The organism is Pseudomonas sp. NFACC46-3 (genome assembly GCF_900114515.1).
Classification (GTDB): domain Bacteria; phylum Pseudomonadota; class Gammaproteobacteria; order Pseudomonadales; family Pseudomonadaceae; genus Aquipseudomonas; species Aquipseudomonas fluorescens_Q.
Genome location: NZ_FOTH01000029.1, coordinates 48209 through 74849 on the forward strand (window position 1 = coordinate 48209; position 26641 = coordinate 74849).

General features: G+C 59.4%; 26 protein-coding genes and 1 pseudogene. 16 read left to right on the forward strand and 11 right to left on the reverse strand.

Going from position 1 to position 26641, the window contains the following annotated elements:
* The first annotated feature begins 139 nt into the window (after positions 1–139).
* The 8 genes from BM300_RS23635 (at position 140) to trpE (ending at position 9127) form a co-directional block, all read left to right on the forward strand.
* Entirely contained in the window at positions 140–1264 is a 1125-nt protein-coding gene (locus BM300_RS23635; protein ID WP_092146421.1) for an ABC transporter ATP-binding protein, read from the forward strand.
* A 49-nt stretch (positions 1265–1313) separates the two neighbouring features.
* Entirely contained in the window at positions 1314–2357 is a 1044-nt protein-coding gene (locus BM300_RS23640) for an ABC transporter substrate-binding protein (protein ID WP_003206153.1), read from the forward strand.
* Positions 2358–2583: 226 nt separating this feature from the next.
* On the forward strand, positions 2584–3831 hold the full coding sequence (locus tag BM300_RS23645; RefSeq protein WP_018607201.1) for an ABC transporter permease: 1248 nt from the start codon (positions 2584–2586) through the stop codon (positions 3829–3831).
* A gap of 13 nt (positions 3832–3844) precedes the next feature.
* Positions 3845–4669, forward strand: a complete 825-nt coding sequence (locus BM300_RS23650) for an ABC transporter permease (RefSeq protein WP_063324119.1) — start codon at positions 3845–3847, stop codon at positions 4667–4669.
* 189 nt (positions 4670–4858) lie between these two features.
* Complete coding sequence (locus BM300_RS23655) at positions 4859–6007, forward strand: iron-containing alcohol dehydrogenase (protein WP_063324120.1); 1149 nt, start codon at positions 4859–4861, stop codon at positions 6005–6007.
* Between the two features lie 78 nt (positions 6008–6085).
* On the forward strand, positions 6086–6760 hold the full coding sequence (gene rpe / locus BM300_RS23660) for a ribulose-phosphate 3-epimerase (protein WP_072342494.1): 675 nt from the start codon (positions 6086–6088) through the stop codon (positions 6758–6760).
* Positions 6757–7575: a phosphoglycolate phosphatase gene (locus BM300_RS23665; RefSeq protein ID WP_092221560.1), complete on the forward strand. Its 819-nt coding sequence runs from the start codon at positions 6757–6759 to the stop codon at positions 7573–7575. Before rpe ends, BM300_RS23665 begins: the two co-directional genes overlap by 4 nt.
* A 70-nt stretch (positions 7576–7645) precedes the next feature.
* On the forward strand, positions 7646–9127 hold the full coding sequence (gene trpE, locus BM300_RS23670; RefSeq protein WP_092221562.1) for an anthranilate synthase component I: 1482 nt from the start codon (positions 7646–7648) through the stop codon (positions 9125–9127).
* Between the two features lie 128 nt (positions 9128–9255).
* On the opposite strand, the gene estP is transcribed toward trpE, so the two are convergent.
* Complete coding sequence (gene estP, locus BM300_RS23675) at positions 9256–11163, reverse strand: esterase EstP (RefSeq protein ID WP_092464201.1); 1908 nt, start codon at positions 11161–11163, stop codon at positions 9256–9258.
* Between the two features lie 411 nt (positions 11164–11574).
* On the opposite strand from estP, the gene BM300_RS23680 reads away from it, so the two are divergent.
* Genes BM300_RS23680 through BM300_RS23695 form a run of 4 tightly spaced genes read left to right on the forward strand, consistent with a single transcriptional unit; the run spans position 11575 to position 14765 of the window.
* Positions 11575–12168 (forward strand): aminodeoxychorismate/anthranilate synthase component II, encoded by a 594-nt coding sequence (locus BM300_RS23680; protein WP_063324125.1) that lies wholly within the window; start codon positions 11575–11577, stop codon positions 12166–12168.
* Positions 12169–12177: 9 nt separating this feature from the next.
* Entirely contained in the window at positions 12178–13227 is a 1050-nt protein-coding gene (gene trpD / locus BM300_RS23685) for an anthranilate phosphoribosyltransferase (RefSeq protein WP_092146427.1), read from the forward strand.
* Positions 13224–14060: an indole-3-glycerol phosphate synthase TrpC gene (trpC, locus tag BM300_RS23690; protein ID WP_092146429.1), complete on the forward strand. Its 837-nt coding sequence runs from the start codon at positions 13224–13226 to the stop codon at positions 14058–14060. The genes trpD and trpC overlap by 4 nt, the downstream gene beginning before the upstream one ends.
* Positions 14061–14063: 3 nt before the next feature.
* Positions 14064–14765, forward strand: a complete 702-nt coding sequence (locus BM300_RS23695; protein ID WP_092464203.1) for a lipoate--protein ligase family protein — start codon at positions 14064–14066, stop codon at positions 14763–14765.
* Here BM300_RS23695 and crp read toward each other — a convergent pair.
* The gene (gene crp / locus BM300_RS23700) at positions 14762–15406 is read right to left on the reverse strand and encodes a cAMP-activated global transcriptional regulator CRP (RefSeq protein WP_060740379.1); all 645 of its coding nucleotides are present in this window, start codon (positions 15404–15406) and stop codon (positions 14762–14764) included. The two genes, BM300_RS23695 and crp, sit on opposite strands and share 4 nt — an antisense overlap.
* A 240-nt stretch (positions 15407–15646) precedes the next feature.
* Between crp and BM300_RS23705 the strand changes: the two genes are divergently transcribed.
* A complete protein-coding gene (locus tag BM300_RS23705) occupies positions 15647–16069 on the forward strand; it encodes an OsmC family protein (protein ID WP_003206127.1) in 423 nt (140 codons plus the stop codon).
* A gap of 113 nt (positions 16070–16182) precedes the next feature.
* Here the strand turns inward: BM300_RS23705 and coq7 are convergent, their stop codons facing one another.
* From coq7 to hemJ, 6 genes are all read right to left on the reverse strand, one after another.
* The gene (gene coq7 / locus BM300_RS23710) at positions 16183–16830 is read right to left on the reverse strand and encodes a 2-polyprenyl-3-methyl-6-methoxy-1,4-benzoquinone monooxygenase (RefSeq protein WP_014340488.1); all 648 of its coding nucleotides are present in this window, start codon (positions 16828–16830) and stop codon (positions 16183–16185) included.
* 75 nt (positions 16831–16905) lie between these two features.
* Positions 16906–17244 (reverse strand): histidine triad nucleotide-binding protein, encoded by a 339-nt coding sequence (locus BM300_RS23715; protein ID WP_003206124.1) that lies wholly within the window; start codon positions 17242–17244, stop codon positions 16906–16908.
* Positions 17245–17326: 82 nt separating this feature from the next.
* Positions 17327–18115, reverse strand: coding sequence for an SDR family NAD(P)-dependent oxidoreductase (locus BM300_RS23720; protein ID WP_092464205.1), 789 nt, complete (start codon positions 18113–18115; stop codon positions 17327–17329).
* Between the two features lie 62 nt (positions 18116–18177).
* A complete protein-coding gene (locus tag BM300_RS23725; protein ID WP_092221566.1) occupies positions 18178–19143 on the reverse strand; it encodes a DUF805 domain-containing protein in 966 nt (321 codons plus the stop codon).
* A gap of 51 nt (positions 19144–19194) precedes the next feature.
* Positions 19195–20163, reverse strand: coding sequence for an NAD(P)H-dependent flavin oxidoreductase (locus tag BM300_RS23730; RefSeq protein WP_092146435.1), 969 nt, complete (start codon positions 20161–20163; stop codon positions 19195–19197).
* Between the two features lie 35 nt (positions 20164–20198).
* Positions 20199–20630, reverse strand: a complete 432-nt coding sequence (hemJ, locus tag BM300_RS23735) for a protoporphyrinogen oxidase HemJ (RefSeq protein ID WP_003206117.1) — start codon at positions 20628–20630, stop codon at positions 20199–20201.
* A 135-nt stretch (positions 20631–20765) separates the two neighbouring features.
* Between hemJ and argC the strand changes: the two genes are divergently transcribed.
* Both argC and erpA read left to right on the forward strand, forming a co-directional pair.
* Positions 20766–21800 carry an N-acetyl-gamma-glutamyl-phosphate reductase gene (gene argC / locus BM300_RS23740; RefSeq protein ID WP_057449595.1) on the forward strand — a complete coding sequence of 345 codons (1035 nt, stop codon included), beginning with the start codon at positions 20766–20768 and terminating at the stop codon, positions 21798–21800.
* Positions 21801–21955: 155 nt separating this feature from the next.
* A complete protein-coding gene (gene erpA / locus BM300_RS23745) occupies positions 21956–22306 on the forward strand; it encodes an iron-sulfur cluster insertion protein ErpA (protein WP_003177727.1) in 351 nt (116 codons plus the stop codon).
* A gap of 66 nt (positions 22307–22372) precedes the next feature.
* Here the strand turns inward: erpA and BM300_RS23750 are convergent, their stop codons facing one another.
* Positions 22373–23464 carry an anhydro-N-acetylmuramic acid kinase gene (locus BM300_RS23750; protein WP_092464207.1) on the reverse strand — a complete coding sequence of 364 codons (1092 nt, stop codon included), beginning with the start codon at positions 23462–23464 and terminating at the stop codon, positions 22373–22375.
* 2 nt (positions 23465–23466) lie between these two features.
* Entirely contained in the window at positions 23467–24885 is a 1419-nt protein-coding gene (locus BM300_RS23755) for a peptidoglycan DD-metalloendopeptidase family protein (protein ID WP_092146439.1), read from the reverse strand.
* Positions 24886–25097: 212 nt separating this feature from the next.
* Between BM300_RS23755 and tyrS the strand changes: the two genes are divergently transcribed.
* Positions 25098–26297 carry a tyrosine--tRNA ligase gene (tyrS, locus tag BM300_RS23760; RefSeq protein ID WP_092146441.1) on the forward strand — a complete coding sequence of 400 codons (1200 nt, stop codon included), beginning with the start codon at positions 25098–25100 and terminating at the stop codon, positions 26295–26297.
* Between the two features lie 122 nt (positions 26298–26419).
* Here the strand turns inward: tyrS and BM300_RS31205 are convergent.
* A pseudogene (locus BM300_RS31205) lies at positions 26420–26641 on the reverse strand (hypothetical protein); the annotation flags it as partial.

Sequence of the window (26641 nt, forward strand, 5' to 3'; positions counted from 1 at the left end):
CCCGTCATCCCTGTAGGGCAATCCCTACCCCGACTCTTCCATCCGGCTGAGGTGATTCTCTCCTGCGCCCCGATTTGCGCAGGCCCCAGGCTCCACTAGGCTTGACTCACAAGCAGTCATCAATACAAAAGGTGCGGGTATGAGCCAGGTCGATTCAAGCGCGGGGGCCAGTGATGTGCTGGTCAGCTTTCGTGGTGTGCAAAAGAGCTACGACGGCGAGAACCTGATCGTCAAAGACCTCAACCTGGACATTCGCAAGGGCGAATTCCTGACCCTGCTCGGGCCTTCCGGCTCCGGCAAGACCACCAGCCTGATGATGCTCGCCGGGTTTGAGACCCCAACCGCCGGTGAGATCCTGCTGGCCGGGCGCTCGATCAACAACGTGCCACCGCACAAGCGCGACATCGGCATGGTGTTCCAGAACTACGCCTTGTTCCCGCACATGACCGTCGCCGAGAACCTGGCGTTCCCGCTGACGGTGCGTGGCCTGAACAAGAGCGACGTGAGTGATCGGGTCAAGCGCGTCTTGAGCATGGTCCAGCTGGACAGCTTCGCCCAACGCTACCCGGCGCAATTGTCCGGCGGCCAGCAACAACGGGTAGCCCTGGCCCGGGCGCTGGTGTTCGAACCGCAGCTGGTGTTGATGGACGAACCCCTTGGTGCGTTGGACAAGCAGCTGCGTGAACACATGCAGATGGAAATCAAGCATCTGCACCAGCGCCTCGGCGTCACCGTGGTGTACGTGACCCACGACCAGGGCGAAGCCTTGACCATGTCTGACCGCGTGGCGGTATTCCACCAGGGCGAGATCCAGCAGATCGCCCCTCCGCGCACACTGTATGAAGAGCCGAAAAACACCTTCGTCGCCAACTTCATCGGCGAAAACAACCGTCTCAACGGTCGTCTGCACAGTCAGACCGGCGACCGCTGCCTGGTGGAATTGGGACGCGGTGAAAAGGTCGAGGCATTGGCGGTGAATGTCGGCAAGCCTGGCGAGCCGGTGACCCTGTCGATCCGCCCGGAACGGGTGAGCCTCAACGGCGCAAGCGAACAATGCATCAACCGCTTCTCAGGGAGGGTGGCGGAATTCATCTATCTGGGCGACCACGTCCGGGTTCGCCTGGAAGTCTGCGGCAAGAATGACTTCTTCGTGAAGCAACCGATTGCCGAGCTCGATCCCGGGCTGGCCGTTGGCGACGTGGTTCCGCTTGGCTGGCAAGTCGAGCATGTGCGTGCGCTCGATCCCCTTCTAGAGGCGAATTGATCGCCCCCTGCTGTACCAACACCAACCCTGCACGTGGAGAGAACAATAAATGTTGAGATCCCTGAAGTTCACAGCCCTGACACTGGGCATGATGGGTGCGGCAAGCGCGATGGCGGCGGGCCCGGACCTGACCGTGGTGTCTTTCGGCGGGGCGAACAAGGCGGCTCAGGTCAAAGCCTTTTACGCACCGTGGGAAGCGGCCGGCAATGGCAAGATCGTGGCTGGCGAGTACAACGGCGAAATGGCCAAGGTCAAGGCCATGGTCGATACCAAGAGCGTTTCGTGGGATTTGGTAGAAGTCGAGTCCCCGGAATTGTCCCGTGGTTGTGACGAAGACATGTTCGAACAACTCGATCCGGCCCTGTTCGGCAAGGCCGAAGACTACGTCAAGGGCGCCATCCAGCCTTGCGGCGTGGGCTTCTTCGTGTGGTCGACCGTGCTGGCCTACAACGCCGACAAGCTCAAGACCGCGCCGACCAGTTGGGCGGATTTCTGGGACACCAAGCAATTCCCAGGCAAACGTGGCCTGCGCAAGGGCGCCAAGTACACCCTGGAATTCGCCTTGATGGCCGATGGCGTAGCGCCGAAAGACGTCTACAAAGTACTGGCTGGCAAAGACGGCCAGGATCGCGCCTTCAAGAAGCTCGATGAGCTCAAGCCGAACATCCAGTGGTGGGAAGCTGGCGCCCAGCCGCCGCAGTACCTGGCTTCCGGTGACGTGGTCATGAGCTCGGCCTACAACGGCCGGATCGCCGCAGTACAGAAAGAAAGCAACCTGAAAGTGGTGTGGAACGGCGGTATCTACGACTTCGACGCTTGGGCCATCCCACGTGGCCTGGACAAGACCCGCGCCGAAGCTGCGAAGAAATTCATCGCCTTCTCGGTGGCGCCGCAGCAGCAGAAGACCTATTCGGAAAACATCGCCTACGGTCCGGCCAATACCCAGGCTGTACCGTTGCTGGCCAAGGATGTCCTGAAGGACATGCCGACCACCCCGGAAAACATCGCCAACCAAGTGCAGATCGACGTCAGCTTCTGGGCTGACAACGGTGAGCAACTGGAGCAGCGCTTCAACTCCTGGGCGGCCAAGTAACCAAAGCGTCCATGGGTGAACGGGCTTTGTGGCGAGGGAGCTTGCTCCCGCTTGAGTGCGCAGCACTCACAAAATTGGCGTTGCCGACAAAATTTTGGGGCCGCTTCGCAGCCCAGCGCGAGCAAGCTCGCTCGCCACAATGACTCGCTTGCACAGGTTGCGGTTTCAAAAGAACAGAGGCGGCCCGCCGCCTCTGTAACGATCAAAAAGATTCGCGGAGTTCGCCATGGCTATCGCCGTTCCACTGAACGCGGGCACCAGCCCCACCCTCAAGCAACGGCTCAAGCATGCCGAGCGGATCAACCGCTGGAAGGCCCAGGCCTTGATCGCGCCGCTGGTGTTGTTTCTGTTGCTGGTGTTCCTGGTGCCGATCGTGGCGCTGCTGTTCAAAAGCGTCAGCAACCCGGAAGTGGTGGGCGCCATGCCTCGCACTGTCGCCGCCGTCGCTGCATGGGACGGACGCGGTTTGCCGGGCGAGCCGGTGTACAAGGCTGCCAGTGAAGACCTGGCCGAAGCCCGCAAGAATCAGACCTTGGGCGACTTGTCCAAGCGCCTGAACATGGAACTGGCCGGCTATCGCAGCCTGCTGACCAAGACCGCTCGGGCGTTGCCGTTTGCCACCGAGCCGGCTTCCTATAAAGAAGCCTTGGAAAACCTCGATGAGCGTTGGGGCGACCCGGCGTACTGGCAGGTGATCCGCCGCAACACCAGCGACGTTACCCCGTATTACCTGCTGGCGGCCGTCGATCACCGCATCGATGACCTCGGCGAACTGGCCCCAGCTACCCCCGACCAGGCGATTTACCTGGATATCTTCACTCGCACGTTCTGGATGGGCCTGGTGATCACCGCGATCTGCCTGGTGCTGGCTTATCCGTTGGCCTACCTGCTGGCTAACCTGCCTTCGCGCCAGAGCAACCTGCTGATGATCCTGGTGCTGCTACCGTTCTGGACCTCGATCCTGGTACGCGTCGCCGCATGGATCGTGCTGCTGCAGTCCGGTGGTCTGATCAACAGTGCGCTGATGGCCATGGGCGTCATCGATAAGCCCCTGGAGCTGGTGTTCAACCGCACCGGCGTATACATCTCCATGGTCCACATCCTGCTGCCGTTCATGATCCTGCCGATCTACAGCGTGATGAAGGGCATCTCGCCAACCTATATGCGTGCGGCGATTTCCCTGGGCTGTCACCCGTTCGCCAGTTTCTGGCGGGTGTACTTCCCGCAGACCTATGCCGGGGTCGGTGCCGGTTGCCTGTTGGTGTTCATCCTTGCCATCGGCTACTACATCACGCCGGCGCTGCTGGGCAGCCCGAACGATCAGATGGTCAGCTACTTCGTCGCGTTCTACACCAACACCAGCATCAACTGGGGCATGGCCACGGCGCTCGGCGGGCTGCTGTTGCTGGCGACCATCGTGCTTTATCTGATTTACAGCTGGCTGGTGGGCGCCAGTCGCCTGCGCCTGAGCTAAGGGGAGATCGAAAATGGTGAGTCCTTACATGTCCCCCGTCGAGCGGGTGTGGTTCTACTGCTTGCGCACACTCTGCGGGCTGATTCTGTTGTTCCTGATCCTGCCGGTGCTGGTGATCATTCCACTGTCGTTCAACTCCGGCAGTTTCCTGGTGTACCCGCTGCAAGGCTTTTCGCTGCAGTGGTACCACGACTTCTTCGCCTCGGCCGAATGGATGCGAGCGCTGAAGAACAGTATCATCGTGGCCCCGGCGGCGACGTTGCTGGCGATGGTCTTCGGCACGCTCGCGGCCATCGGCCTGACCCGTGGTGACTTCCCAGGCAAGGCGTTGGTGATGGCCCTGGTGATTTCGCCGATGGTGGTGCCGGTGGTGATCATTGGCGTGGCCAGTTACCTGTTTTTCGCGCCGCTGGGGATGGGCAACAGCTTCTTCTCGCTGATCGTGGTCCACGCCGTGCTGGGTGTACCGTTCGTGATCATCACGGTGTCGGCGACCCTGCAAGGGTTCAACCACAACCTGGTTCGGGCCGCTGCCAGCCTGGGGGCTTCGCCACTGACGGCGTTTCGTCGGGTGACCCTGCCGTTGATCGCCCCGGGTGTGATCTCCGGCGCACTGTTCGCCTTCGCGACGTCGTTCGATGAAGTGGTGGTGACCCTGTTCCTGGCCGGCCCCGAGCAGGCAACCTTGCCACGGCAGATGTTCAGCGGTATCCGCGAAAACCTCAGCCCCACCATCGCGGCGGCGGCGACCCTGCTGATTGCCTTCTCGGTGATCCTGTTGCTGACCCTGGAGTGGTTGCGTGGGCGTAGCGAGAAGCTGCGTACTACCCAGGCCTGACGAATGTGGAAGCGGGCTTGCTCGCGAATGCGGTTTGCCAGTCGACATAAATGTTGAATGTGCCGACGTATTCGCGAGCAAGCCCGTTCCCACAATGGGGTTGCGGTGTATTCATAAGCTGAATGGCAGACAACCTTCAATATCGAGCTATCCTTGTGCCAGCCCATACTCGAATAAGAGGCCGCGCACATGAGTCTTTCCTCATTCAAGATCGCCCATAAACTGATCACCGGTGCTGCTGCCATCGAGCAACTGGCGGCGGAGTTGACGCGCCTGGACGTCGACAACCCGCTGATCGTGACCGATGCGGCGTTGGTCAAGTCCGGCACCGTGGAACTGGCCTTGCAACATCTGGGCGGACGGGACTACGAGATTTTCGACCGGGTCATGCCGGACCCGGAAATCGCCATTGTCGAGGACTGCATGCAAGCCTATCGCGACGGTGGTCATGATGGCCTGATCGGTCTCGGCGGTGGCAGTGCCATCGACATTGCCAAGTGCGTGGGCGTCTATGCCGGGTACCACGGCGAGCTGCAGGATATGTTCGGCGTCGATCAGGTGCCGCGCAAAGGCCCGCCCATGATTGCCATCCCCACCACGGCCGGTACCGGTTCGGAAGTCACCAACGTGGCGATCCTCTCCGACAAGGCCGCGCAGCTGAAAAAAGGCATCGTCAGCGATTATCTGTTGCCGGACGTGGCGCTGGTCAGTCCGCAGATGACCCTCACCTGTCCGCGCGGCGTCACGGCTGCCAGTGGCGTTGATGCCCTGGCACACGCCATCGAGGCCTACCTGTCGCTCAATGCTTCGCCAATCACCGATGCCCTGGCCATCGGCGCAATCAAGCTGATCAGCCGCGCGCTGCCCAAGGCCTATGCCAACCCGGCTCACCTGCAAGCCCGGGAAGACATGGCCACGGCCAGCCTCATGGCCGGCATGGCATTCGGCAATGCCGGGGTTGGGGCGGTCCATGCACTGGCTTATCCATTGGGCGGGCGTTTTCACGTGTCCCATGGCGTCGCCAATGCTATGTTGCTGCCATACGTCATGACCTGGAACAAGATGGCCTGTGTCGAGCGCATGCGTGACATCGCCGAGGCCATGGGCCTCAAGACCGCTCACCTGAGCGACCTTGAGGCGGCCGATGAGGCTGTGGAGGCGATGATTACGCTGTGTGCTGCCGTGGAAATACCCCAAGGTCTCAGCAGCCTGGGCGTGACCGAGGACGTGATTCCATCCATGGCGGTGGAAGCGGCGGGAATAGAACGGTTAATGCGCAACAATCCACGCAAACTGAGCGCCGCCGATATCGAGAAGATCTACCGCGCGGCGTATTGATCGATTGCCACGGTGGGCGCGCCAAATCTTGAGGTATACAATGCGCGCCATCGTGATTTCGCTCAAAACAGGTGCGTCATGCAGCCCTTCGCTATTGCTCCGTCGATTCTCTCTGCCGACTTCGCCCGCCTGGGCGAGGAAGTGGACAACGTTCTGGCCGCCGGGGCCGACATCGTGCACTTCGATGTCATGGACAACCACTACGTACCCAACCTGACCATCGGCCCGATGGTCTGCGCGGCGCTGCGCAAGTACGGCGTCACCGCGCCGATCGACGCGCATTTGATGGTCAGCCCGGTGGACCGCATCGTTGGTGACTTCATCGAAGCCGGCGCTACCTACATCACTTTCCACCCTGAAGCCACGCAGCACATTGACCGCTCCCTGCAATTGATCCGCGAAGGCGGTTGCAAGGCCGGCCTGGTGTTCAACCCGGCGACGCCCCTGGACGTGCTCAAGTACGTGATGGACAAGGTCGACATGATCCTGCTGATGAGCGTCAACCCTGGCTTCGGCGGGCAGAAGTTCATCCCGGGCACGCTCGACAAGCTGCGCGAAGCCCGTGCGTTGATCGATGCCTCGGGGCGTGACATCCGCCTGGAAATCGACGGCGGCGTGAACGTGGGCAACATTCGCGAAATCGCCGCCGCCGGCGCCGATACCTTTGTCGCAGGCTCGGCGATCTTCAATGCGCCGGACTACAAAGAGGTGATTGAAAAGATGCGTGCCGAACTGGCCCTGGCCCGCCCATGAGCGGCTTCGAGCAGCTGTTTCCCGGCACCTTGCCGCGCCTGGTGATGTTCGACCTCGATGGCACATTGATCGATTCGCTTCCAGATCTCGCGGCCGCCGTAGACCACATGCTGCTCGCGCTCGGACGTCCAGCCGCTGGCCTTGACGCGGTGCGCCAGTGGGTTGGCAACGGCACTCCCACACTGGTGCGCCGAGCCCTGGCCAATCACATCGATGCCCAAGGTGTCGATGACGCTGAGGCCGAGCGGGCGTTGGCATTGTTCAACGAGGCCTACGAAGGCAGCCACGAATTGACCGTGGTCTATCCTGGCGTACGCTCCACCCTCAAGTGGCTGCAGAAGCAAGGTGTGGAAATGGCGCTGATTACCAATAAGCCGGAACGCTTTGTCGCGCCTTTGCTGGATCAGATGAAGATTGGACGCTATTTTCGCTGGATCATCGGTGGCGATACCTTGCCGCAGAGAAAACCCGATCCGGCGGCGCTGTTTTTTGTCATGAAAATGGCGAATATCCCAGCCTCGCAATCGTTGTTTGTCGGTGACTCGGTCATCGACGTGCAAGCGGCAAAAGCAGCGGGCGTAAAATGTGTAGGGTTGAGCTATGGATACAACCCTGGACGGCCCATCGCAGAAGAGTGTCCTGCTCTAGTCATCGACGATTTGCGCCTGTTAATTCCCGGTTGCCTGGACCCGGCCGCTGAGATAACGTTGCCCGACGCTGTTCAATCCTCTTCTGGAAACGCCATCGTGGTGGTCACTCGCAAACTCTGGATGAAAGTCATGAAGGCCCTGGCCCGCTGGCGTTGGCGCACCTGACGTGATCCCGGCCGGTTATCCGGCGCGTTTGCATACCTGACTGTCAGCTCCTCTTGCCACGAGGCACCCCATGATCCGCGAAGAATTCCTGCGTCTAGCCGCTGCCGGCTACAACCGCATCCCTCTTGCCTGTGAAACCCTGGCTGACTTCGACACACCGCTGTCGATCTACCTCAAGTTGGCCGACCAGCCCAACTCCTACTTGCTCGAATCGGTGCAGGGCGGTGAGAAATGGGGCCGTTATTCCATCATCGGCCTGCCGTGCCGCACGGTGCTGCGGGTCCATGACCATCGCGTCAGCGTGACCCACGACGGTGTCGAAATCGAAAGCCTCGAAGTTGAAGACCCGCTGGCGTTCGTCGAAACCTTCAAGGCCCGCTACAACGTGCCGACCATCCCCGGCCTGCCGCGCTTCAACGGTGGCCTGGTGGGGTATTTCGGCTACGACTGCGTGCGTTACGTGGAAAAACGCCTGGGCACCTGCCCGAACCCCGATCCGCTGGGCGTGCCGGATATTTTGCTGATGGTGTCCGATGCGGTCGTCGTTTTCGACAACCTCGCCGGCAAGATGCACGCCATCGTCCTGGCCGATCCGTCCCAGGAAGATGCCTACGAGCAAGGTCAACAAAGCCTGCAAGCACTGTTGGAAAAGTTACGTCAGCCGATCGCTCCGCGTCCCGGCCTGGACTTCAGCAAGCAGTCGGCGACCGACCCGGTGTTTCGTTCCAGTTTCACCCAGGACGATTACGAACGGGCCGTCGATACCATCAAGGAGTACATCCTCGCGGGTGACTGCATGCAGGTCGTGCCGTCGCAACGGATGTCCATCGACTTCAAGGCGGCGCCCATCGATCTCTACCGGGCGCTGCGCTGCTTCAACCCGACGCCCTACATGTACTTCTTCAACTTCGGCGACTTCCATGTCGTGGGCAGTTCGCCGGAAGTGCTGGTGCGGGTCGAAGACAACCTGATCACCGTGCGGCCGATCGCCGGCACTCGCCCCCGTGGCGCTACGGAGGAAGCTGACCGGGCCTTGGAAGAGGATCTGCTGTCGGACGACAAGGAAATCGCCGAGCACCTGATGCTGATTGACCTGGGGCGCAACGACACCGGGCGGGTCTCGGAAATCGGCTCGGTGAAGCTCACCGAGAAGATGGTCATCGAGCGCTATTCCAACGTGATGCACATCGTCTCCAACGTCACCGGCCAATTGAAGGCCGGGCTGACGGCGATGGACGCCTTGCGGGCGATCCTGCCAGCGGGCACCTTGTCTGGCGCGCCGAAAATCCGCGCGATGGAAATCATCGACGAGCTGGAGCCGGTCAAGCGGGGCGTGTACGGCGGGGCCGTGGGTTACTTCGCCTGGAACGGCAACATGGACACTGCCATTGCCATTCGCACTGCCGTCATCAAGAACGGTGAACTGCACGTACAGGCCGGCGGCGGTATCGTCGCCGACTCGGTGCCGGCGCTGGAGTGGGAAGAAACCCTGAACAAGCGCCGGGCCATGTTCCGCGCCGTGGCGCTGGCCGAGCAGACTTCGAACGATTGAAAACCCTTCGACAACTCGATCAGTGTGTGTGGGAGCGAGCTTGCTCGCGATGAGGCCGTCATATTCAACCAACCAGTTGACTGACAGTCCGCTATCGCGAGCAAGCTCGCTCCCACAGGTTTTCTCGATCAGAAGTCCAGGCTGACGCCCAGGCTTACCCCTTGCTGGGTCATGTCATCATCCTTGCGCAGTGTATAACCACCCCGTAGCGCCAAGTCGTTGGTCAACTTGTGGCTGACCCCCAGGCTCAGGCGATTGAGGTGGCTCTGTGGCGTGTAGCCTTCCAGTGTGAAGTCATTGGCCGGCAGGCTGTTGAGGGCAATGTTCACCTTTTGCGTGTCGTCTTCGTACTCGCGTTCGTGGGCATACTCGCCAAACACCTGGGTCTGGCGGGTGATGTTGTATTTGCCCTGCAAGCCAATGCCCAGGCGTTTCGAGTCGCGGGTCTGGTCATCGAAGGTCAGGGCCGTGGAGCGGTTGCTCTTTTCCGAGTAGCCGTCGACTTCCACCTTCGCATAGTCAGCGCTGATAAACGGCGAGAGGTGCCATTCGCTGCCCGGCTGGGCAATGTCGTAGCCCACCCGCGTGCTGAATGCCCAGAGATGGCCGTCGGTGTCGCCTTTCTCCTGCGCTTCGTTGACGCCCAGGTCGAACTTGCGCTCCAGGTTGTCGTAGTCGAGCTTGCCGCCGGTCAGTGCCGCATCGGCCCACCAGCGGTTTTGCTGGAACTGGGCGAAAGCGGTCGCCAGGTAGCTATTGAGTTTGTACTTCGAATCGTTGTGGCCTGCTTCCATGTCCTGGCGGTAGAGGCCGGCGGCGACACCTACGCGCCACGCGTCGTTGAGGCGATAGCTGCCGCCAATGTTCAGGCTGTAGCCACTGCCATCGGCGCTGGCGCCGCTGTCCTGGCTGTCCATGTCCAGATGCTGACCACCGCCGGCCACGATGGCCCGCCATTGACCGACGGCCTGCCAGTTCTCCCAGTCCGATTGCCACTGGCTGCGTAACTCGTCCTGGTGAGCGCGCAGGGTCGAGTGGGCCATTTCCGGCAGCAACGTCAGCTCCCATGGTGCCGCGAGCAGGGAATAGGCGTAGTCGGCGATCAGTTTCTGTCCGGCTTCGGTCGGATGGACCGCGTCGTTGTAGATCAGCTTGGTGGGATCAGGCGTGGCGCTGTTGATGCCGTAGGTGGCGTTTTCGGTGCAGCCATTGCCAGTGAAGCAGGTCGCGGTGAGGTTCTCACCGATGGCGAGGCCGAATCTTGCCGGGTCGGCGAAGCTTTCCTTGAGCAACAGCGGAATGTTCAATGGAATGATTTCAGCGTCGATGCCTTGCAGTCGCGTGATCAGCTGTTGGTTGAACTGGTTGCCCAGTTGCGAAAAGAAGTCTTGCGAAGGGCTGCCGTTGAGGAAGGGCGTCAGGCCCAGGTCGGGTAACAGCCAGACCATCACATAGCGGGCTCCGGCCGTTTGCAGCGCCTGGACACTGCTGGCCAGGCGGTCCGCGGCTTTACTCGCTTGCTCGGGGGTCAGCACTAGGCCTTGTAGGAAGTCGTTGCCACCACCGGAAATGTAATACAGCGCATTTGGATCGGCGCGCAGGCCATTGGACTGCAGGTAGCCAGGACGGCTGCGCTCGCCGGTGTCGGACACGCCGGTAATCGATTTGAGGATCTGGTCGGTGCGATAACCGCCCACCGCCCAGTTGTTGCCGTCCGCCAGCCCCTCGCCGGCGCGGACCGCCGAAGTGGAAGCGGCGGTCTCGTCGGCGGAATAACCCAGGCGCCCACCGAGCAACTGGGTGGAGTTGGCGGAGTAGGCCTCACCGCTGCCGTCGGTATAGATCGGACCGGTTCGGTTGGTATAGCGGGCTGTCGAGCCTGGCGGGCCGTTCGGGTCGGCGAGCTGGCCGGCGTCGTTGAGGCTGTCGCCGAACACGATGAACTTGGAGTAAGGGTTGGGGGTGGCGCTCGCCTGGGCGCAGGCCATCGCCAGCAGGCAACTGGCAATCGGTACGAACAACGTCTTCTTTATCATGGGAAAGTCCGTTTTTATCTTATTTTTGTTAGAAAACGAAACGACAGTACCAAAAACTTCCGGCATTCTGCCATCCATCTTGAATGTCGCGATTGTTTCAAAGCCCTTCGGGATCGCCCATATTGCGTGCTCCGCCCAGCTAAGCTACTGTGCCGGGACGTATGAACGAGACTTTCCCTGTGTCGATTGTCAGCAAACTTCTGGATCAAATGATCAAGGCACACGCCCGCTGGCGTTGGCGCGCCTGAACATTCTCCGCCGGCTTCGCCGGACCTGTACCGATTTGCCTTCTTTACCCGCTTGTAGAGCCGCTTCGCAGGGGCATCACTTGCCTCGCCAAGCGCAGCAGCGTGCGGGTCATTCTCTGAAGGCTGTATTTAAAGTCAGTGAATTCAATAGGTTGCTTACGCCATGTTGCTGATGATCGATAACTACGACTCTTTTACCTACAACGTTGTGCAGTACCTCGGCGAGCTGGGCTCCGAGGTCAAGGTCGTGCGCAACGACGAATTGACCATCGCCGAAATCGAAGCCCTCAAGCCTGAGCGCATTGTGGTTTCGCCCGGCCCATGCACGCCGACCGAAGCGGGCATTTCCATCGACGCCATCAAGTATTTCGCCGGCAAGCTGCCGATCCTCGGTGTCTGCCTGGGGCACCAGTCGATCGGCCAAGCGTTCGGCGGCGACGTGGTACGCGCCCGACAAGTCATGCACGGTAAGACTAGCCCGGTATTCCACGAGGACAAGGGCGTGTTCGAGGGGCTGAATCATCCGCTTACCGTAACCCGCTACCATTCCCTGGTGGTCAAGCGCGAAACTCTGCCTGACTGTCTGGAGTTGACGGCTTGGACCCAGTTTGAAGATGGCTCGGTCGATGAAATCATGGGCCTGCGCCACAAGACGCTGAATATCGAGGGTGTGCAATTTCATCCCGAGTCTATTCTCACCGAACAGGGCCACGAACTGTTCGCCAACTTCCTCAAACAAACCGGCGGCACGCGCTAAGGACTTTTCATGGATATCAAGACAGCCCTGAGCCGTATCGTCGGCCATCTCGACCTGAGCACCGACGAGATGCGCGACGTGATGCGCGAAATCATGACCGGCCAATGCACGGATGCACAGATCGGCGCGTTCATGATGGCCATGCGCATGAAGAGTGAGAGCATCGATGAAATCGTGGGTGCGGTTTCGGCGATGCGTGAGCTGGCGGACAAGGTCGAACTCAAGACGCTGGACGGTGTGGTGGATGTGGTCGGTACCGGCGGTGACGGCGCCAATATCTTCAACGTTTCCACGGCCTCGTCGTTTGTCGTCGCGGCGGCCGGTTGCACCGTTGCCAAACATGGCAATCGGGCAGTTTCCGGCAAGAGCGGCAGTGCCGATCTGCTGGAGGCAGCGGGCATTTACCTGAACCTGACGCCGGTCCAGGTGGCACGCTGTATCGATAACGTCGGCATCGGTTTCATGTTTGCCCAGACCCACCATAGCGCCATGAAACACGCCGCCGCGCCGCGCCGCGAGCTGGGGCTGCGTACGCTGTTCAACATGCTCGGCCCGCTTACGAATCCGGCCGGCGTGAAACATCAGGTAGTCGGTGTGTTCAGCCAGGCGTTGTGCCGACCATTGGCTGAAGTCTTGCAACGCCTGGGCAGCAAGCACGTACTGGTGGTCCATTCGAAGGATGGACTGGATGAGTTCAGCCTGGCGGCGCCTACATTCGTGGCCGAGCTAAAAAATGATCAGATCAGCGAGTATTGGGTCGAACCTGAAGACCTCGGTATGAAGAGCCAGAGCCTGCACGGGCTGGCAGTCGACGGCCCGGCCCAATCGCTGGAGCTGATTCGTGATGCCCTGGGGCGTCGCAAGACCGAGAATGGCCAGAAAGCCGCTGAGATGATCGTGCTCAATGCCGGTGCCGCGTTGTACGCCGCCGACCACGCCAGCAGCCTCAAGCAAGGCGTGGAGCTGGCCCATGATGCGCTGCACACTGGGCTGGCCAGGGAAAAGCTTGAAGAGTTGGGTGCATTTACCGCCGTATTCAAAGTGGAGAACGAAGGATGAGCGTGCCAACGGTTCTGGAAAACATTCTGGCTCGCAAGGCCCAGGAAGTGGCCGAGCGCAGCGCTCGGGTCAGTCTGTCCGAGCTGGAAAGCCTAGCGCGTTCAGCGGATGCGCCGCGCGGCTTTGCCCAGGCTCTGATCGATCAGGCCAAGAAAAAACAGCCGGCGGTGATTGCTGAAATCAAGAAGGCATCCCCCAGCAAGGGCGTGATTCGTGAACACTTCGTCCCGGCCGAGATCGCGCGAAGCTACGAGAAGGGCGGTGCTACCTGCCTCTCGGTGCTGACCGACGTCGACTTTTTTCAAGGCGCTGACGACTACCTGAAACAGGCGCGGGCGGCATGCAAGCTGCCAGTGATCCGCAAGGATTTCATGATCGACCCGTACCAGATCGTCGAGGCGCGTGCGCTGGGCGCCGACTGCGTGCTGTTGATCGTTTCCGCCTTGGACGACGTGAAAATGGCCGAGCTGGCGGCCGTAGCCAAAAGCGTCGGGCTGGATGTCCTGGTGGAAGTCCACGACGGTGACGAGTTGGAACGAGCCCTGAAAACCCTCGATACCAAACTGGTCGGCGTGAACAATCGCAACCTGCACACTTTTGAAGTGAGCCTGGAAACCACTCTGGACCTGTTGCCACGCATTCCGCGCGATCGCCTGGTCATCACCGAAAGCGGCATTCTCAACCGGGCCGATGTCGAGCTGATGGAAGTCAGCGATGTGTATTCGTTCCTGGTGGGCGAAGCGTTCATGCGCGCCGAAAACCCGGGCGTGGAATTGCAGCGACTGTTCTTTCCTGAACGAGGCCTGCCGGTGAGCGGCTCGACGCTGGACTGATCCATGTCGCCTGTGATTTCCCTCACCGTCGAAGCTGGCCTGCAAGCCGAACAGGATCTGTTGGCCAGCATCTGCGCAGGCGACGCCGAGTTCGGCCTGCTGTTCTGGCAGCCCAACGACCGTGCGCTGGTCATGCCGCGCCGTTTGAGTCGCCTACCGGGGTTTGAATACGCTTGTGAAGTATCGGCTGCTCATGGCTGGCCTGTCTTGTTGCGTGAAACAGGTGGCGAACCGGTGCCGCAGTCGGTCGCTACGGTCAATATCGCCTTGGTCTACGCACTCCCGCGCAGCGAAGGTGACCACGGACGTATCGAAACCGGCTATCGCCGGTTGTGCGATCCCATCTGTCAGCTGTTGGACGAGTTGGGCGGGGTGGCTTCGCTGGGAGAGGTGGAAGGGGCTTTTTGTGACGGGCGCTTCAACGTCAACCTCGACGGCCGGAAAATGGTGGGCACCGCCCAGCGCTGGCGCCAAAGCAAAGGGGGGCAACGTCCGGTGGGGCTGGTTCATGGCGCGTTTTTGCTGGAGAACGAGCGCGAGTCCTTGGTCGCGGCAGTCAATCGCTTCAATGAGGCTTGCGGCCTGGAGCCGCGAGTGCGAGCCGAGAGCCATATTGCCCTGCATGAAAAATTCCCGGCGCCTCACGCGCTGGAGCGGCTCGACGCTTTGTACCGGGAGCTGCTGATCAATCTGCTGGGCGCCTAACGCGTTCCGAACACCACCATGGTCTTGCCTTTGACACTGACCAGGTTGCGCTCTTCCAGATCCTTGAGAACGCGACCGACCATTTCCCGCGAACAACCGACAATCCGACCAATCTCTTGGCGGGTCACCTTGATCTGCATCCCGTCCGGGTGGGTCATGGCATCGGGCTGCTTGCACAGTTCCAACAGGCAGCGTGCGACACGTCCGGTGACGTCAAAAAATGCGAGATCGCCGACCTTGCGGGTGGTATTGCGCAGGCGCTGTGCGATTTGTCCGCTGAGTACGTAAAGAATGTCCGGGTCTTGCAGGGACAGTTCTCGGAATTTGGCGTAGCTGATTTCCGCAACTTCACATTCAATCTTGGTCCGCACCCAGGCACTGCGTTCCTGTTCCTTGCCCGCCTGTTCGAATAACCCCAGCTCGCCAAAAAAATCCCCGGAGTTGAGATAGGCGATGATCATTTCCCGACCGTCGTCATCTTCTATGAGGATAGTGACCGACCCCTTGATGATGAAAAACAACGTCTCGGAACGATCTCCTGCACAAATGATGTTGTGTTTGGCTGGATAGCGGCGGCGCTGGCAATGCATCAAGAGTTTGTCGAGATTCTTGATCTTGAACGTGGGAGTAATGGCAACCATGGTTGTATCCCGAAAGACTGCGCAGTGTGATGGTTTGGTTTTTTTATAGACGCGAATGGCTATCGCTAAAAGCTGGCCATGCGCCAGCGAGTTGGCGTATGGCCAGCTTAACAGAGGCGTCCTTAATTGATTTGAGAATTTACCTACGTACTGTCAGGTCAGGTCTCCTAAGACGGAGAGCGGTCATGCCGGAGCGCTGTGCTAAGCTGGCGACCCTTTTTTAACAGTGGAGTCTTGGCGATGAAGGCACGCATCCAATGGGCTGGCGAAGCCATGTTCCTCGGTGAGTCAGGCAGTGGTCATGTGGTCGTCATGGACGGCCCGCCAGAGGCCGGTGGGCGGAACCTGGGGGTTCGGCCGATGGAGATGCTCCTGCTGGGCGTGGGCGGTTGCAGTAACTTCGACGTGGTCAGCATTCTCAAAAAGTCCCGCCAGGCCGTCGAAAGCTGCGAAGCTTTCCTGGAGGCAGAGCGCGCCACTGAAGATCCCAAAGTGTTTACCAAGATCCACATGCACTTCGTGGTGAAGGGGCGAGCCCTGAAGGAAGCTCAGGTCAAGCGCGCCATTGAGCTGTCCGCCGAGAAGTACTGCTCGGCTTCGATCATGCTCGGCGCCGCGGGGGTCGAAATCACCCACGATTATGAAATCATCGAGTTGGGTTGAGTCGATAGCCGACGGGCCGTATTGAAGTTTTCGGAAATTAAAAAGGCGACTTCCTTTGGGGGAGTCGCCTTTTTAATTTCCGTGGGAATGAGCTGGTCAGTCCCCAATTGCCGTCAAATCCGATAAGTGCTCTTGGTCATGACCTTGGCCAGCAGGCTCATGCCGAACTTGACCGGGGCCGGAAAACGGAAGCCACCGGCCTCAAGTGCACTCTCGGCGTGGTGTTCCTCATCCACGCGCATCTGCTCAAGGATCGCCCGGGATTTTTCATCCTCGGCTGGCAGTTGTTCGAGATGTTCATTCAAATGCTTGCACACTTGATGTTCAGTCGCCGCAACGAATCCGAGGCTGACTTTGTCGCTGATCAGCCCGGCAACGGCCCCGATCCCGAATGACATGCCATAGAACAGCGGGTTCAGGACGCTGGTATGGCTGCCCAATTGGCGAATCCGTTGTTCACACCAGACCAGATGGTCGATTTCTTCCTCGGCGGCATGCTCCATTGCTTCACGCACTTGCGGTAGCTTCGCTGTCAGCGCCTGGCCCTGATACAGCGCCTGGGCACAGACTTCGCCGGTGTGGTTGATACGCATCAGTCCGGCGACGTGGCGGGTTTGCTCGTCACTCAGTTGCGCGTCTGGCTGCACGATAGCCGGTGATGGACGGTACGGCTGGCCACTGAAGGGCAGCAGGGTGCGCATCGCGGTATCGGCTTGCAGCAACAGACGGTCAATCGGCGAGTAGTGACGTTGGGTAGTCATGCTTACCTCCGGGAAAAATCACAGCAGCCAGTTTAACCCAATCGACCGCCGAAGATTTGCGTTGGGTCAGGTGTATCAGCCCGGTGGCCAGTTCATCTGGCGCTGCCCCAGCACATGCATATGAATGTGATAGACCGTTTGCCCGCCCAGTTCATTGCAATTCATCACCACACGAAAACCTTCTTCACAGCCCAATTCAAGGGCCAGGCGCTGCGCAGTGAACAGAATATGTCCAGCCAGGCCTTTGTCTTCCTCGGCCAGGTCATTGAGGGTGCGAATCGGCTTTTTCGGTATGACCAAAAAATGTACAGGGGCTTGCGGGGCGATGTCGTGGAAGGCCAGTACCTGGTCATCCTCGTAAATGATCTTCGCCGGAATTTCCCGGTTGATGATCTTGGTGAACAGAGTATCCACAGCTGTTTTCTCCATTGGGTTCGTCGAGGTCGGGGGGCGTGAAGGCTCCGATTGAGGCGACTGATAGTTCAACTTGAAGGGATCAGCGCGGGCAATAGGCCTTGTTGATCATGCCGGCGATGGTTCGGACCAGCCATCGCGAGCCCAGGCGCGGCAGTGCGGCCAGCCAGCGGTTGCGGCGTCCGGGAATGATGATGGCGCGGTTGCGGTCCAGCGCGCGCACGGCGTACAGGGCCACTTCTTCGGGGCTCATCAGGAACTTGCTGTCGATGAGCTTCTGTTCGTCCATCTGCGCCCTGGAAAAGAAGCCGGTCCGGGTCGGACCAGGGCAAAGCACCGAGACCTTGATCGCGCATTTCTTCAGCTCGACCCGCAGGGCTTCGGAGAAGTGCAGCACATAGGCCTTGCTGGCGTAATAGGTACTCATCCAGGGGCCGGGCTGGAACGCGGCGATCGAGGCGATGTTGAGGATCTGGCCGCCGCCAAGCAGCGCCATGCTGTTACCGATGGCATGACAAAGCCGTGTCAGGGCGAGGATATTGACTTCGATCAGGTCCTGCTCGGTCATCCAGTCCTGGCCCAGGAACGGCCCGCTGGTGCCGATGCCTGCGCAATTGACCAGCAGGTCGATCTGCCGCTCGCCTTCCTCCAGTTCCAGGAGAAAGCCTGAAAGCCTCAACGGTTCGCTCAGGTCACAAGCCCGGAACAATACCTCCACGCCAAACCGCTGAGTCAGTTCGATTGCAATACTTTCCAGCCGATCACGCTGTCGAGCCACCAGTATCAGGTTGCGGCCGCGCCGGGCCAGCGCTTCGGCCATGGCCAGGCCAATGCCGCTGGAAGCGCCAGTGATCAGTGCGTAACGGGTCATGCAGTTCTCCATCGCAACAGCCCGCCGCCAGTTGACTGGGCTGTCACCGGCATGAAGCGCGCTTATTGTTCCTCTTCTTCTTCATAGTCTACAGAAGGTGGAGCGGGCTCGGCTGCCTCGACGGCGGGCTCTTCAGAGGTTTCGTTGCTGTATTCACTGCTTTCATAGCTGCTCAGGCTGCTGCTGTCGTAGTCCTCCTGAAGGGCCCCGAAGATGCCGGCAAAGGTAGCCATGAAAATCAGGACGATCATCACCAGCCAGAGCGAGGCCAGCAATTTGACCGCAGTGGTATTGCGCGGCGGCGGGGGGCCGTACTGGTTTGCGCCGGTATTGCCCGGAGCGATGATGAGGATGAAGGGGAAGATGCTGCCCACGAAGGGAACCAGGTTGATCAGCCACAACCACCCCGACCAGCCCAGATCATGCAGGCGCTGGACGTTGAACTGGATGCTCACGAAGGCAAAGGCAAGGACGACGACTGCGGCGAGCAGGCCGCCGACGATGAGTCCCGCGACCGAGTCGGAAGCCAGCAGCCAGGCCGTGGCCAACCAGAAGCCTATGCCGACCAAGGGCAGTAGGGCCAAGGTCAACACCATGGTCCAGGCCAGGTAGCGCAGGCGTCCGATACGCCCGTCGAAGCTGAAGGGCTTGAGCGTGCCGTACTCTGCAAGCACTTCACCGACTTCGGCGCGGGGAGGCGCGTACGGCGAGGCGGGCTCGACGATCGAATCGGGATGGCGTCCACTCGGTTGCCGTGGTGCCTCCTGTACCTCGCCAAGATTCAGTTGGACGACGGGTTCGGCTTCGATCCTGGCATCGATCCCGCTCTTGTTGAGCGCTTCCAGGTACTGTTGCGCCTCGCTCTGGGACAGGTTGCTTTTGAGGGCTACCTTGCGCCCGGTGAACAGCCGTTCAATGGCGCTGACATCGCTTTTGAACAGCTCGGCGAGGTTGAGTTTGGCGGTGGTGGTATCGACGCCCGGCATCAGGCCGCCGTCGAATACGATGTTGAAGCGGGTTTCGCTCATGCCCGGCATCCTTGTCTCTAGAAGTTGAATAGTTGTTTTGTTCAGGCTGATTCAGCGGGGCCATTGCCCGCCAAGCTGCGCCGCCCGTGCTTGTGCCTGACGGTATTCTTCATCCAGGCGTGCCACTAACTGATCGATGCTGGGCAAATCATCGATTTCACCCACGCCCTGGCCCGCGGACCATACGGTTTTCCAGGCCTTGGCTTCATCGTTCAGCGGTTTGAGTTTCGAGCCAAAATCCACCTCGCCCTTGTTCTGCAGAGCGGTCAGATCGAAACCGGCATTCTCCAGGCTCTGGCGCATGAAACTGGCCGGCACTCCGGATACAGCGGGAGTATGCACGATGTCTGCGGCTCTGGATGTGAGCAACATCTCTTTATAAGCTTCAGGGGCGTGGCTTTCGCTCGTAGCGATAAAGCGCGTACCGAAGTAGGCCAGATCGGCGCCGAGCAATTGTGCAGCCAGAATCTGGTGACCGTGGTTCAGGCATCCTGCAAGCAGTAAGGTCTTATCAAAAAACTGCCGGATCTCGGCAATCAATGAGAACGGGCTCCAGGTCCCGGCGTGTCCGCCTGCACCGGCGGCAACGGCGATCAAGCCATCGACACCGGCTTCGGCGGCTTTCTCGGCATGACGCCGGGTCGTCACGTCATGGAACACCAGCCCGCCATAAGCATGGACGGCATCCACCAACTCCTTCACCGCGCCCAGGCTGGTGATGACAATCGGCACCTTGTGTTCGATGCAGATGGCCAGGTCGGCTTGAAGCCGCGGGTTGCTGTGATGGACGATCAGGTTCACAGCGTAGGGTGCCGGATTTTCCAGGGTCGCCAGGCCTGCTTCGATTTCCGCCAACCAGGCCTTGAAGCCACTGCTTTCGCGCTGGTTCAACGCCGGAAAACTACCGACGATGCCGTTACGGCAGCAGGCCAGCACCAGTTGTGGATTGGAAATCAGGAACATTGGCGCTGCCACGACGGGCAGGCGCAAGCGTTGTTCAAGCAGAGCGGGCAACGACATCGCAAGTACCCCGGATAATGGACGCTGATTGGAGATTAGAACGGTCGGACGACAACCAGAATTACGATAGCCAGCAATATCAGAACCGGCACTTCATTGAACCAGCGATAAAAGACATGGCTGCGGGTGTTTTCGCCACGGGCGAAGCGCTTTACCTGGGCGCCGCACATATGGTGGTAACCGATCAGCAGCACGACCAGGGTCAGCTTGGCGTGCATCCAGCCACCTTGGGTGAAGTAGGCGCCGGCGTTGAGGCTGAGCAGCCAGATGCCGAATACCAGGGTGGCAATCATCGCCGGGCCCATGATGCCGCGATACAACTTGCGCTCCATGACGCTGAAGCGCTCCTTGCTGACGCTGTCTTCGCTTTGGGCGTGATAGACAAACAGGCGAGGCAGGTAGAACAGGCCGGCGAACCAGCAGACCATGCTGACGATGTGAAGTGCTTTGAGCCACAGATAGAGCATTTTTAGTTATTCCCAGGATTCACGGTAGCCCGATAGTAGAGGTTAGAGCGTCCGCACGTCACCTTGGCGGTTGTCGCCGGGCCCTGCGGCCCCTATCATCGACGGCTTTCCAGTGGGTTCGTTGAGGGCAGGTTTATGGTCAAGGTCGGTATCGTCGGCGGCACGGGGTACACCGGTGTCGAACTGCTGCGTCTGTTGGCACAGCATCCGCAAGCTGAGGTGGTGGTCATCACTTCCCGATCCGAGGCCGGCCTGGCCGTCGCCGACATGTACCCGAACCTGCGAGGCCATTACGACGGCCTGGCGTTCAGCGTTCCGGACGTCAAGACCCTTGGCGCCTGCGATGTGGTGTTCTTCGCCACGCCCCACGGTGTCGCCCACGCCCTGGCGGGTGAACTGCTGGCTGCCGGGACCAAGGTCATCGACCTGTCGGCGGACTTCCGCCTGCAGGACGCTGATGAATGGGCCAAGTGGTACGGTCAACCTCACGGCGCGCCGGATCTGCTCGACGAGGCGGTTTACGGCTTGCCGGAAGTCAATCGCGAGAAAATCAAGCAGGCCCGACTGATCGCGGTACCGGGTTGCTATCCGACGGCAACTCAGCTGGGGTTCCTGCCGTTGCTCGAGGCCGGTCTTGCCGATGCTTCGCGTCTGATTGCCGACTGCAAGTCCGGTGTCAGCGGTGCCGGGCGTGGCGCCAGTGTCGGTTCGCTTTACTCCGAGACGTCGGAAAGCATGAAGGCGTACGCGGTCAAGGGGCATCGCCATCTGCCGGAGATTCGCCAGGGGCTGCGCCGGGCCGCGGGCAAGGAGGTCGGCCTGACCTTCGTGCCGCACCTGACGCCGATGATTCGTGGCATCCACTCCACTCTTTATGCAACCGTCGTCGATCGTTCGGTGGACCTGCAGGCGTTGTTTGAAAAGCGTTACGCCAACGAACCGTTCGTCGACGTAATGCCGGCCGGCAGCCACCCGGAAACTCGCAGCGTGCGCGGTGCGAACGTTTGCCGGATCGCCGTGCATCGTCCGCAGGACGGTGATCTGGTGGTGGTGTTGTCGGTCATCGATAACCTGGTCAAGGGCGCGTCCGGCCAGGCGGTGCAGAACCTGAACATCCTGTTCGGGCTGGATGAGCGCCTGGGGCTGTCCCATGCGGGGATGTTGCCGTAACGGCAGTTAAAAGCTGCAAGCTTTAAGCTACAAGCTTGCAGCCTTTAACTTGTAGCTTGCCGCTGCTCTTCAAATAGTTGACCGATTTTCTAGGAGAAGCGGATAATGCCCGCCATCACGCATTATGGCGGCGTAAGCGCCGGGAGATATTCAGCATGAGCGTCGAAACCTTCACCCCCACGGCTTTGCAATTCACCCACGGTGCCGCGCACAAGGTGAAGAGCCTGGTCGATGAAGAGGGCAATGATCGTTTGAAGCTGCGCGTATTTGTTACGGGTGGCGGTTGTTCCGGCTTCCAGTATGGCTTCACTTTCGATGAGGAAGTGGCCGAAGACGATACCATCGTCGAGCGCGAAGGTGTCAGCCTGGTGGTCGATCCAATGAGCTTCCAGTACCTGGCAGGTGCCGAGGTGGATTACCAGGAAGGTTTGGAAGGCTCGCGGTTCGTGATCAAGAACCCAAACGCGACCACGACTTGTGGGTGCGGTTCTTCGTTCTCGATCTGAGACGGCTCCAATAAAAACGCCGCAGTGCCTTACGGCCCTGCGGCGTTTTTTTGTCCCTGATCTTTCTCAGGCCGGGTAGATGGCGCCGAGTACGCGCAAGCCACAGGCGCCAGTAACACTCGGACGATTGCCCGGAATGCCTTCAAGGCAGCAATGGGCGAGCCAGGCGAAAGCCATGGCTTCGACCCAGTCCGGGTCCACGCCATACACCGCCGTACTGCTGACCTTGGTATCCGGCAGCAACTCAGCCAGGCGCTTCATGAGCGCCTGGTTGTGCGCGCCGCCGCCACAGACCAGCAACTCTTGAGTATTGGACTGGGCATGTTGAAGGGATTCGACGATGGTCAGGGCAGTCAGTTCGAGCAGCGTCGCCTGTACGTCTTCCGGGGCGAAGGTTGGCAACTGCGACAAATGCTGACTCAGCCAAGGCAGGTTGAAGACCTCACGGCCGGTACTTTTCGGCCCCTTGGTGACGAAAAAAGGATCTCTGAGCAGTGCCTTGAGCAGGGCTGGCTCGACTTTCCCGCTGGCAGCCCATTGACCGTCCCGATCGAAATGCTCGCCTCGTTGTTGGTGTATCCAGGCATCGAGCAATACGTTGCCTGGACCACAGTCGAAACCAGCTACTGGTTTTGCGGGCTCTATCAGGCTGAGATTGCTGAAACCGCCGACATTCAGCACGGCGCGATTGCCGACTCGTTCTTCGAACAGTGCTTCGTGAAATGCCGGAACCAGCGGGGCGCCTTGTCCACCGGCGGCGACGTCGCGGCTGCGGAAGTCGCTGACGACGGCGATGCCGGTCAACTCACTCAACAAGGCCGGATTGCCAATCTGTACGGTAAATCCGCGGGCTGGTTCATGGCGGATGGTCTGGCCGTGGCTGCCGACCGCCGTGATGTCTTCAGGCTTGAGTTTCTGTTCGTTGAGCAGGGTATGGATACCCTGTGCAGCCAGCTTTACCCAGCTTTGCTGGGCAATGGCGGAGCGGGCGATCTCATCGGGCCCGCTGCTGCACAATCCGAGCAATTCGGTGCGCAGTGCGGCGGGCATTGGAATGTAGTGCGTGGCGATCAATTTGATCGCCGGGGTCAGTTCGATCAGTGCGATGTCCAAGCCATCCAGGCTGGTCCCGGACATCACACCGATATAGAGCGCCATGCTTAGCGCTTGCTCGAGGCCAGCATGGTGGCTTTCTCTTGATCCATGCGAGCCATCAAGGGTTGGCTTTGGGCCAGGAAGCGCGCGCGCTCGGCCTTGGCGATCGGATCGGCCATCGGCAGTTTCTGGCCTAGTGGGTCGACGTGGACGCCGTTGACCTGGAACTCATAATGCAAGTGCGGTCCGGTGGACAGGCCGGTAGTGCCGATGTATCCAATAACCTGGCCTTGCTTGACAGTGCCGCCTGTCTTCACGCCTTTGGCGAAGCCCTGCATGTGGCCGTACAGCGTGCGATAGGTATTGCCGTGCTGGATGATCACGGTGTTGCCATAACCGCCACGACGTCCGGCAAGCAATACCTTGCCGTCGCCGGCGGCCTTGATTGGCGTACCGCGGGGGGCGGCGTAGTCGACACCTTTATGGGCGCGGATCTTGTTCAGGATTGGATGCTTGCGACCGGCGGAGAACTTCGAGCTGATACGGGCGAAATCAACCGGTGTACGGATGAAGGCCTTGCGCATGCTGTTGCCGTCGGCAGTGTAGTAGCTGCTGTTGCCTTGCTTGTTGGTGTAGCGCACTGCGGTGTACGTCTTGCCACGGTTGGTGAAGCGCGCGGAAAGAATCGGACCGTTGCCGACACTCTTGCCATTGACCACTTTTTGCTCATAGATGATGTCGAACTCGTCACCCTGGCGAATGTCCTGGGCGAAGTCGATGTCGTAGCCAAATACGCTGGCCATGTCCATGGTCAGGCTATGGGAAAGGCCGGCACGAGCAGCCGACTGGGACAATGAGCTGTTGATGACGCCATGAACGTAGGCCGAGCGAACGGTAGGCTTGGCGGTGACGCGGTTAAATACATAACCCTTGTCGTTTTTGGTCAGGGTGATGCTTTCCAGGTCGCTCAGCTTGGTGTGCAGGTTGGTCAGCTGTCCGTCTGGATTGAGTTCGAATTCGAGTTTCTGGCCGCGCTGCAGTTGAGTGAACTGCTTGGCTTGCTTGTCGCTGGCCAGGATTTCATGGACCGAAGTCGAGGGCAGGCCAACCTTTTCGAAGAGGGTGGAAAGTGTGTCGCCCTTGGCAACAATCACTTCGCGATGGTCTGGTCCCTTCTTTTCTTCTGCAACAGGCGCTTCTACCTGAGCGGCTGCCTCGGTGGTGTCTTGCGGGCTGTTTTCAATCTGCGCAAAAGGAGAGGCGGCCGGTTCGTTTGTGGCTTGAACGGCTTCGGCGGCGTCTTGTTCTTGTGTCAGTTGTTCAGCAGGGCTTTCCAGTTCAAGACTCAGAGTCGTCTTTTTGGCTTCAACATCGCTGGAGGGAAACACCAGGAGCGCCAGGCTAAGGAGGGCTGCGATGCCACTTGCGGCAAGCAGGTGGGTCTTTGGGTAAAGCGGTGGCGCTTTAGACGGTTCTGTGGTCATAGGTAATTTTGACTTTTGAAAAGATGAATTGGAAAAGATGAATGACATGATGAAGATGAAATAACTGTATAAAATATAACCAAATCCCCTGCGAAGCAAGCCCGCGGACGCTCTGTTCTGTGGATTGGCGTCCGCGCGCCGGGCAAACCTTGTATTTGGTGCGCGATCTTGTATGGTTGGGGCCCTTTGAATCTGAGCCTTACGGGTCTGTTATGAAGTCGGTTGAAGAGCAGCTAGCGCTGATCAAACGTGGTGCGGAAGAACTGTTGGTCGAGTCCGAGCTGATCGAAAAGCTCAAGCGCGGGCAGCCGCTGCGTATCAAGGCCGGTTTCGATCCAACGGCGCCCGATCTGCACCTGGGTCATACCGTGCTTATTAATAAGCTGCGCCAGTTCCAGGATCTGGGGCACCAGGTCATCTTCCTTATAGGTGACTTCACCGGGATGATCGGTGATCCAAGTGGCAAGAGTGCTACGCGCCCACCGCTGACTCGTGAGCAGGTTCTCGATAATGCCGAGACCTACAAGACTCAGGTTTTCAAGATTCTTGATCCGGCCAAGACTGAAGTGGCTTTCAACTCCACTTGGATGGATCAAATGGGGCCGGCGGATTTCATTCGCCTGACGTCTCAATACACCGTAGCTCGTATGCTCGAGCGCGATGATTTCGACAAGCGCTATAAATCCAATCAGCCAATTGCCATCCATGAGTTCCTCTACCCGCTTGTACAGGGTTATGACTCGGTCGCGTTGCGCGCGGACGTTGAGCTCGGCGGTACTGACCAGAAGTTCAACCTGTTGATGGGGCGTGAGTTGCAGCGTGGCTATGGTCAGGAGGCGCAATGCATTCTGACCATGCCATTGCTGGAAGGTCTGGATGGCGTGAAGAAGATGTCCAAGTCGCTGGGCAACTACGTAGGTATTCAGGAAGCGCCCGGCGTCATGTACAGCAAACTGGTCTCCATTCCTGATGTGCTGATGTGGCGTTACTTCGAGCTGTTGAGCTTCCGGTCCATGGATGAGATCAATGCGTTCCGTGCCGATGTCGAGGCGGGAGCCAATCCGCGAGACATCAAGATCAAGCTGGCCGAAGAGATTGTTGCTCGTTTCCACGGTGAGGAGGCTGCGGCCAATGCTCATCGCGCGGCGGGTAATCGTATGAAGGATGGTGAGCTGCCGGATGATCTGCCGGAGATCGAGCTGACTGCTGCCGAGGATATGCCGATTGCGGCAGTCCTTAATAAAGCAGGCTTGGTCAAGAACGCTGCGGTGGCGCGAGATCTCCTGGGCTCGGGTGGTGTGCGTATAGATGGTGTAGTTGTGGATCGCGCCTATATATATGAGCTGGGTTCTACTCATGTATGTCAGGCCGGCAAGAAGGCTTTTGCGCGTATTACGCTGAAATCTGAATAAAGCTGAAAATAGGTGTTGACGGCAGATTCTGGAAGTCTATAATTCGCCCCACTTCCGGCGCAGTCGAAACGGAAAACTCCTTGAGATTCAATGAGTTAAGTAGGTTTCGAAGGTGCAGGGCTTCAGTTCATCGAAGCCCGGAAGGAGCAGGTGGAGCGGTGTTGTTTGGCTCTATCGGCGGTTCGATCTTCTCGGTCGAAAGCGGTGAAAAAGAGGTGTTGACAGCAGCGAGTAACGCTGTAGAATTCGCCTCCCGCTAACGAGAGATCGGAAGCGCAAGTGGTTGAAGTTGTTGATGTTTCCGAAGCGAAACTTTGAAAACTTCTGAAAATAACCGCTTGACA

Bases quoted from the DNA above. Each gene is read 5' to 3' on its own strand.
- BM300_RS23650 (WP_063324119.1), top strand. From the start codon at position 3,845: ATGGTGAGTCCTTACATGTCCCCCGTCGAGCGGGTGTGGTTCTACTGC.
- BM300_RS23730 (WP_092146435.1), bottom strand. From the start codon at position 20,163: ATGTCGTTGCCCGCTCTGCTTGAACAACGCTTGCGCCTGCCCGTCGTG.
- crp (WP_060740379.1), bottom strand. From the start codon at position 15,406: ATGGTTGCCATTACTCCCACGTTCAAGATCAAGAATCTCGACAAACTC.
- hemJ (WP_003206117.1), bottom strand. From the start codon at position 20,630: ATGCTCTATCTGTGGCTCAAAGCACTTCACATCGTCAGCATGGTCTGC.
- BM300_RS23655 (WP_063324120.1), top strand. From the start codon at position 4,859: ATGAGTCTTTCCTCATTCAAGATCGCCCATAAACTGATCACCGGTGCT.
- rpe (WP_072342494.1), top strand. From the start codon at position 6,086: ATGCAGCCCTTCGCTATTGCTCCGTCGATTCTCTCTGCCGACTTCGCC.
- BM300_RS23705 (WP_003206127.1), top strand. From the start codon at position 15,647: ATGAAGGCACGCATCCAATGGGCTGGCGAAGCCATGTTCCTCGGTGAG.
- tyrS (WP_092146441.1), top strand. From the start codon at position 25,098: ATGAAGTCGGTTGAAGAGCAGCTAGCGCTGATCAAACGTGGTGCGGAA.
- trpE (WP_092221562.1), top strand. From the start codon at position 7,646: ATGATCCGCGAAGAATTCCTGCGTCTAGCCGCTGCCGGCTACAACCGC.
- estP (WP_092464201.1), bottom strand. From the start codon at position 11,163: ATGATAAAGAAGACGTTGTTCGTACCGATTGCCAGTTGCCTGCTGGCG.
- trpD (WP_092146427.1), top strand. From the start codon at position 12,178: ATGGATATCAAGACAGCCCTGAGCCGTATCGTCGGCCATCTCGACCTG.
- coq7 (WP_014340488.1), bottom strand. From the start codon at position 16,830: ATGACTACCCAACGTCACTACTCGCCGATTGACCGTCTGTTGCTGCAA.
- BM300_RS23750 (WP_092464207.1), bottom strand. From the start codon at position 23,464: ATGGCGCTCTATATCGGTGTGATGTCCGGGACCAGCCTGGATGGCTTG.
- BM300_RS23645 (WP_018607201.1), top strand. From the start codon at position 2,584: ATGGCTATCGCCGTTCCACTGAACGCGGGCACCAGCCCCACCCTCAAG.
- BM300_RS23725 (WP_092221566.1), bottom strand. From the start codon at position 19,143: ATGAGCGAAACCCGCTTCAACATCGTATTCGACGGCGGCCTGATGCCG.
- BM300_RS23720 (WP_092464205.1), bottom strand. From the start codon at position 18,115: ATGACCCGTTACGCACTGATCACTGGCGCTTCCAGCGGCATTGGCCTG.
- BM300_RS23635 (WP_092146421.1), top strand. From the start codon at position 140: ATGAGCCAGGTCGATTCAAGCGCGGGGGCCAGTGATGTGCTGGTCAGC.
- BM300_RS23695 (WP_092464203.1), top strand. From the start codon at position 14,064: ATGTCGCCTGTGATTTCCCTCACCGTCGAAGCTGGCCTGCAAGCCGAA.
- argC (WP_057449595.1), top strand. From the start codon at position 20,766: ATGGTCAAGGTCGGTATCGTCGGCGGCACGGGGTACACCGGTGTCGAA.
- BM300_RS23640 (WP_003206153.1), top strand. From the start codon at position 1,314: ATGTTGAGATCCCTGAAGTTCACAGCCCTGACACTGGGCATGATGGGT.
- trpC (WP_092146429.1), top strand. From the start codon at position 13,224: ATGAGCGTGCCAACGGTTCTGGAAAACATTCTGGCTCGCAAGGCCCAG.
- BM300_RS23665 (WP_092221560.1), top strand. From the start codon at position 6,757: ATGAGCGGCTTCGAGCAGCTGTTTCCCGGCACCTTGCCGCGCCTGGTG.
- erpA (WP_003177727.1), top strand. From the start codon at position 21,956: ATGAGCGTCGAAACCTTCACCCCCACGGCTTTGCAATTCACCCACGGT.
- BM300_RS23755 (WP_092146439.1), bottom strand. From the start codon at position 24,885: ATGACCACAGAACCGTCTAAAGCGCCACCGCTTTACCCAAAGACCCAC.
- BM300_RS23680 (WP_063324125.1), top strand. From the start codon at position 11,575: ATGTTGCTGATGATCGATAACTACGACTCTTTTACCTACAACGTTGTG.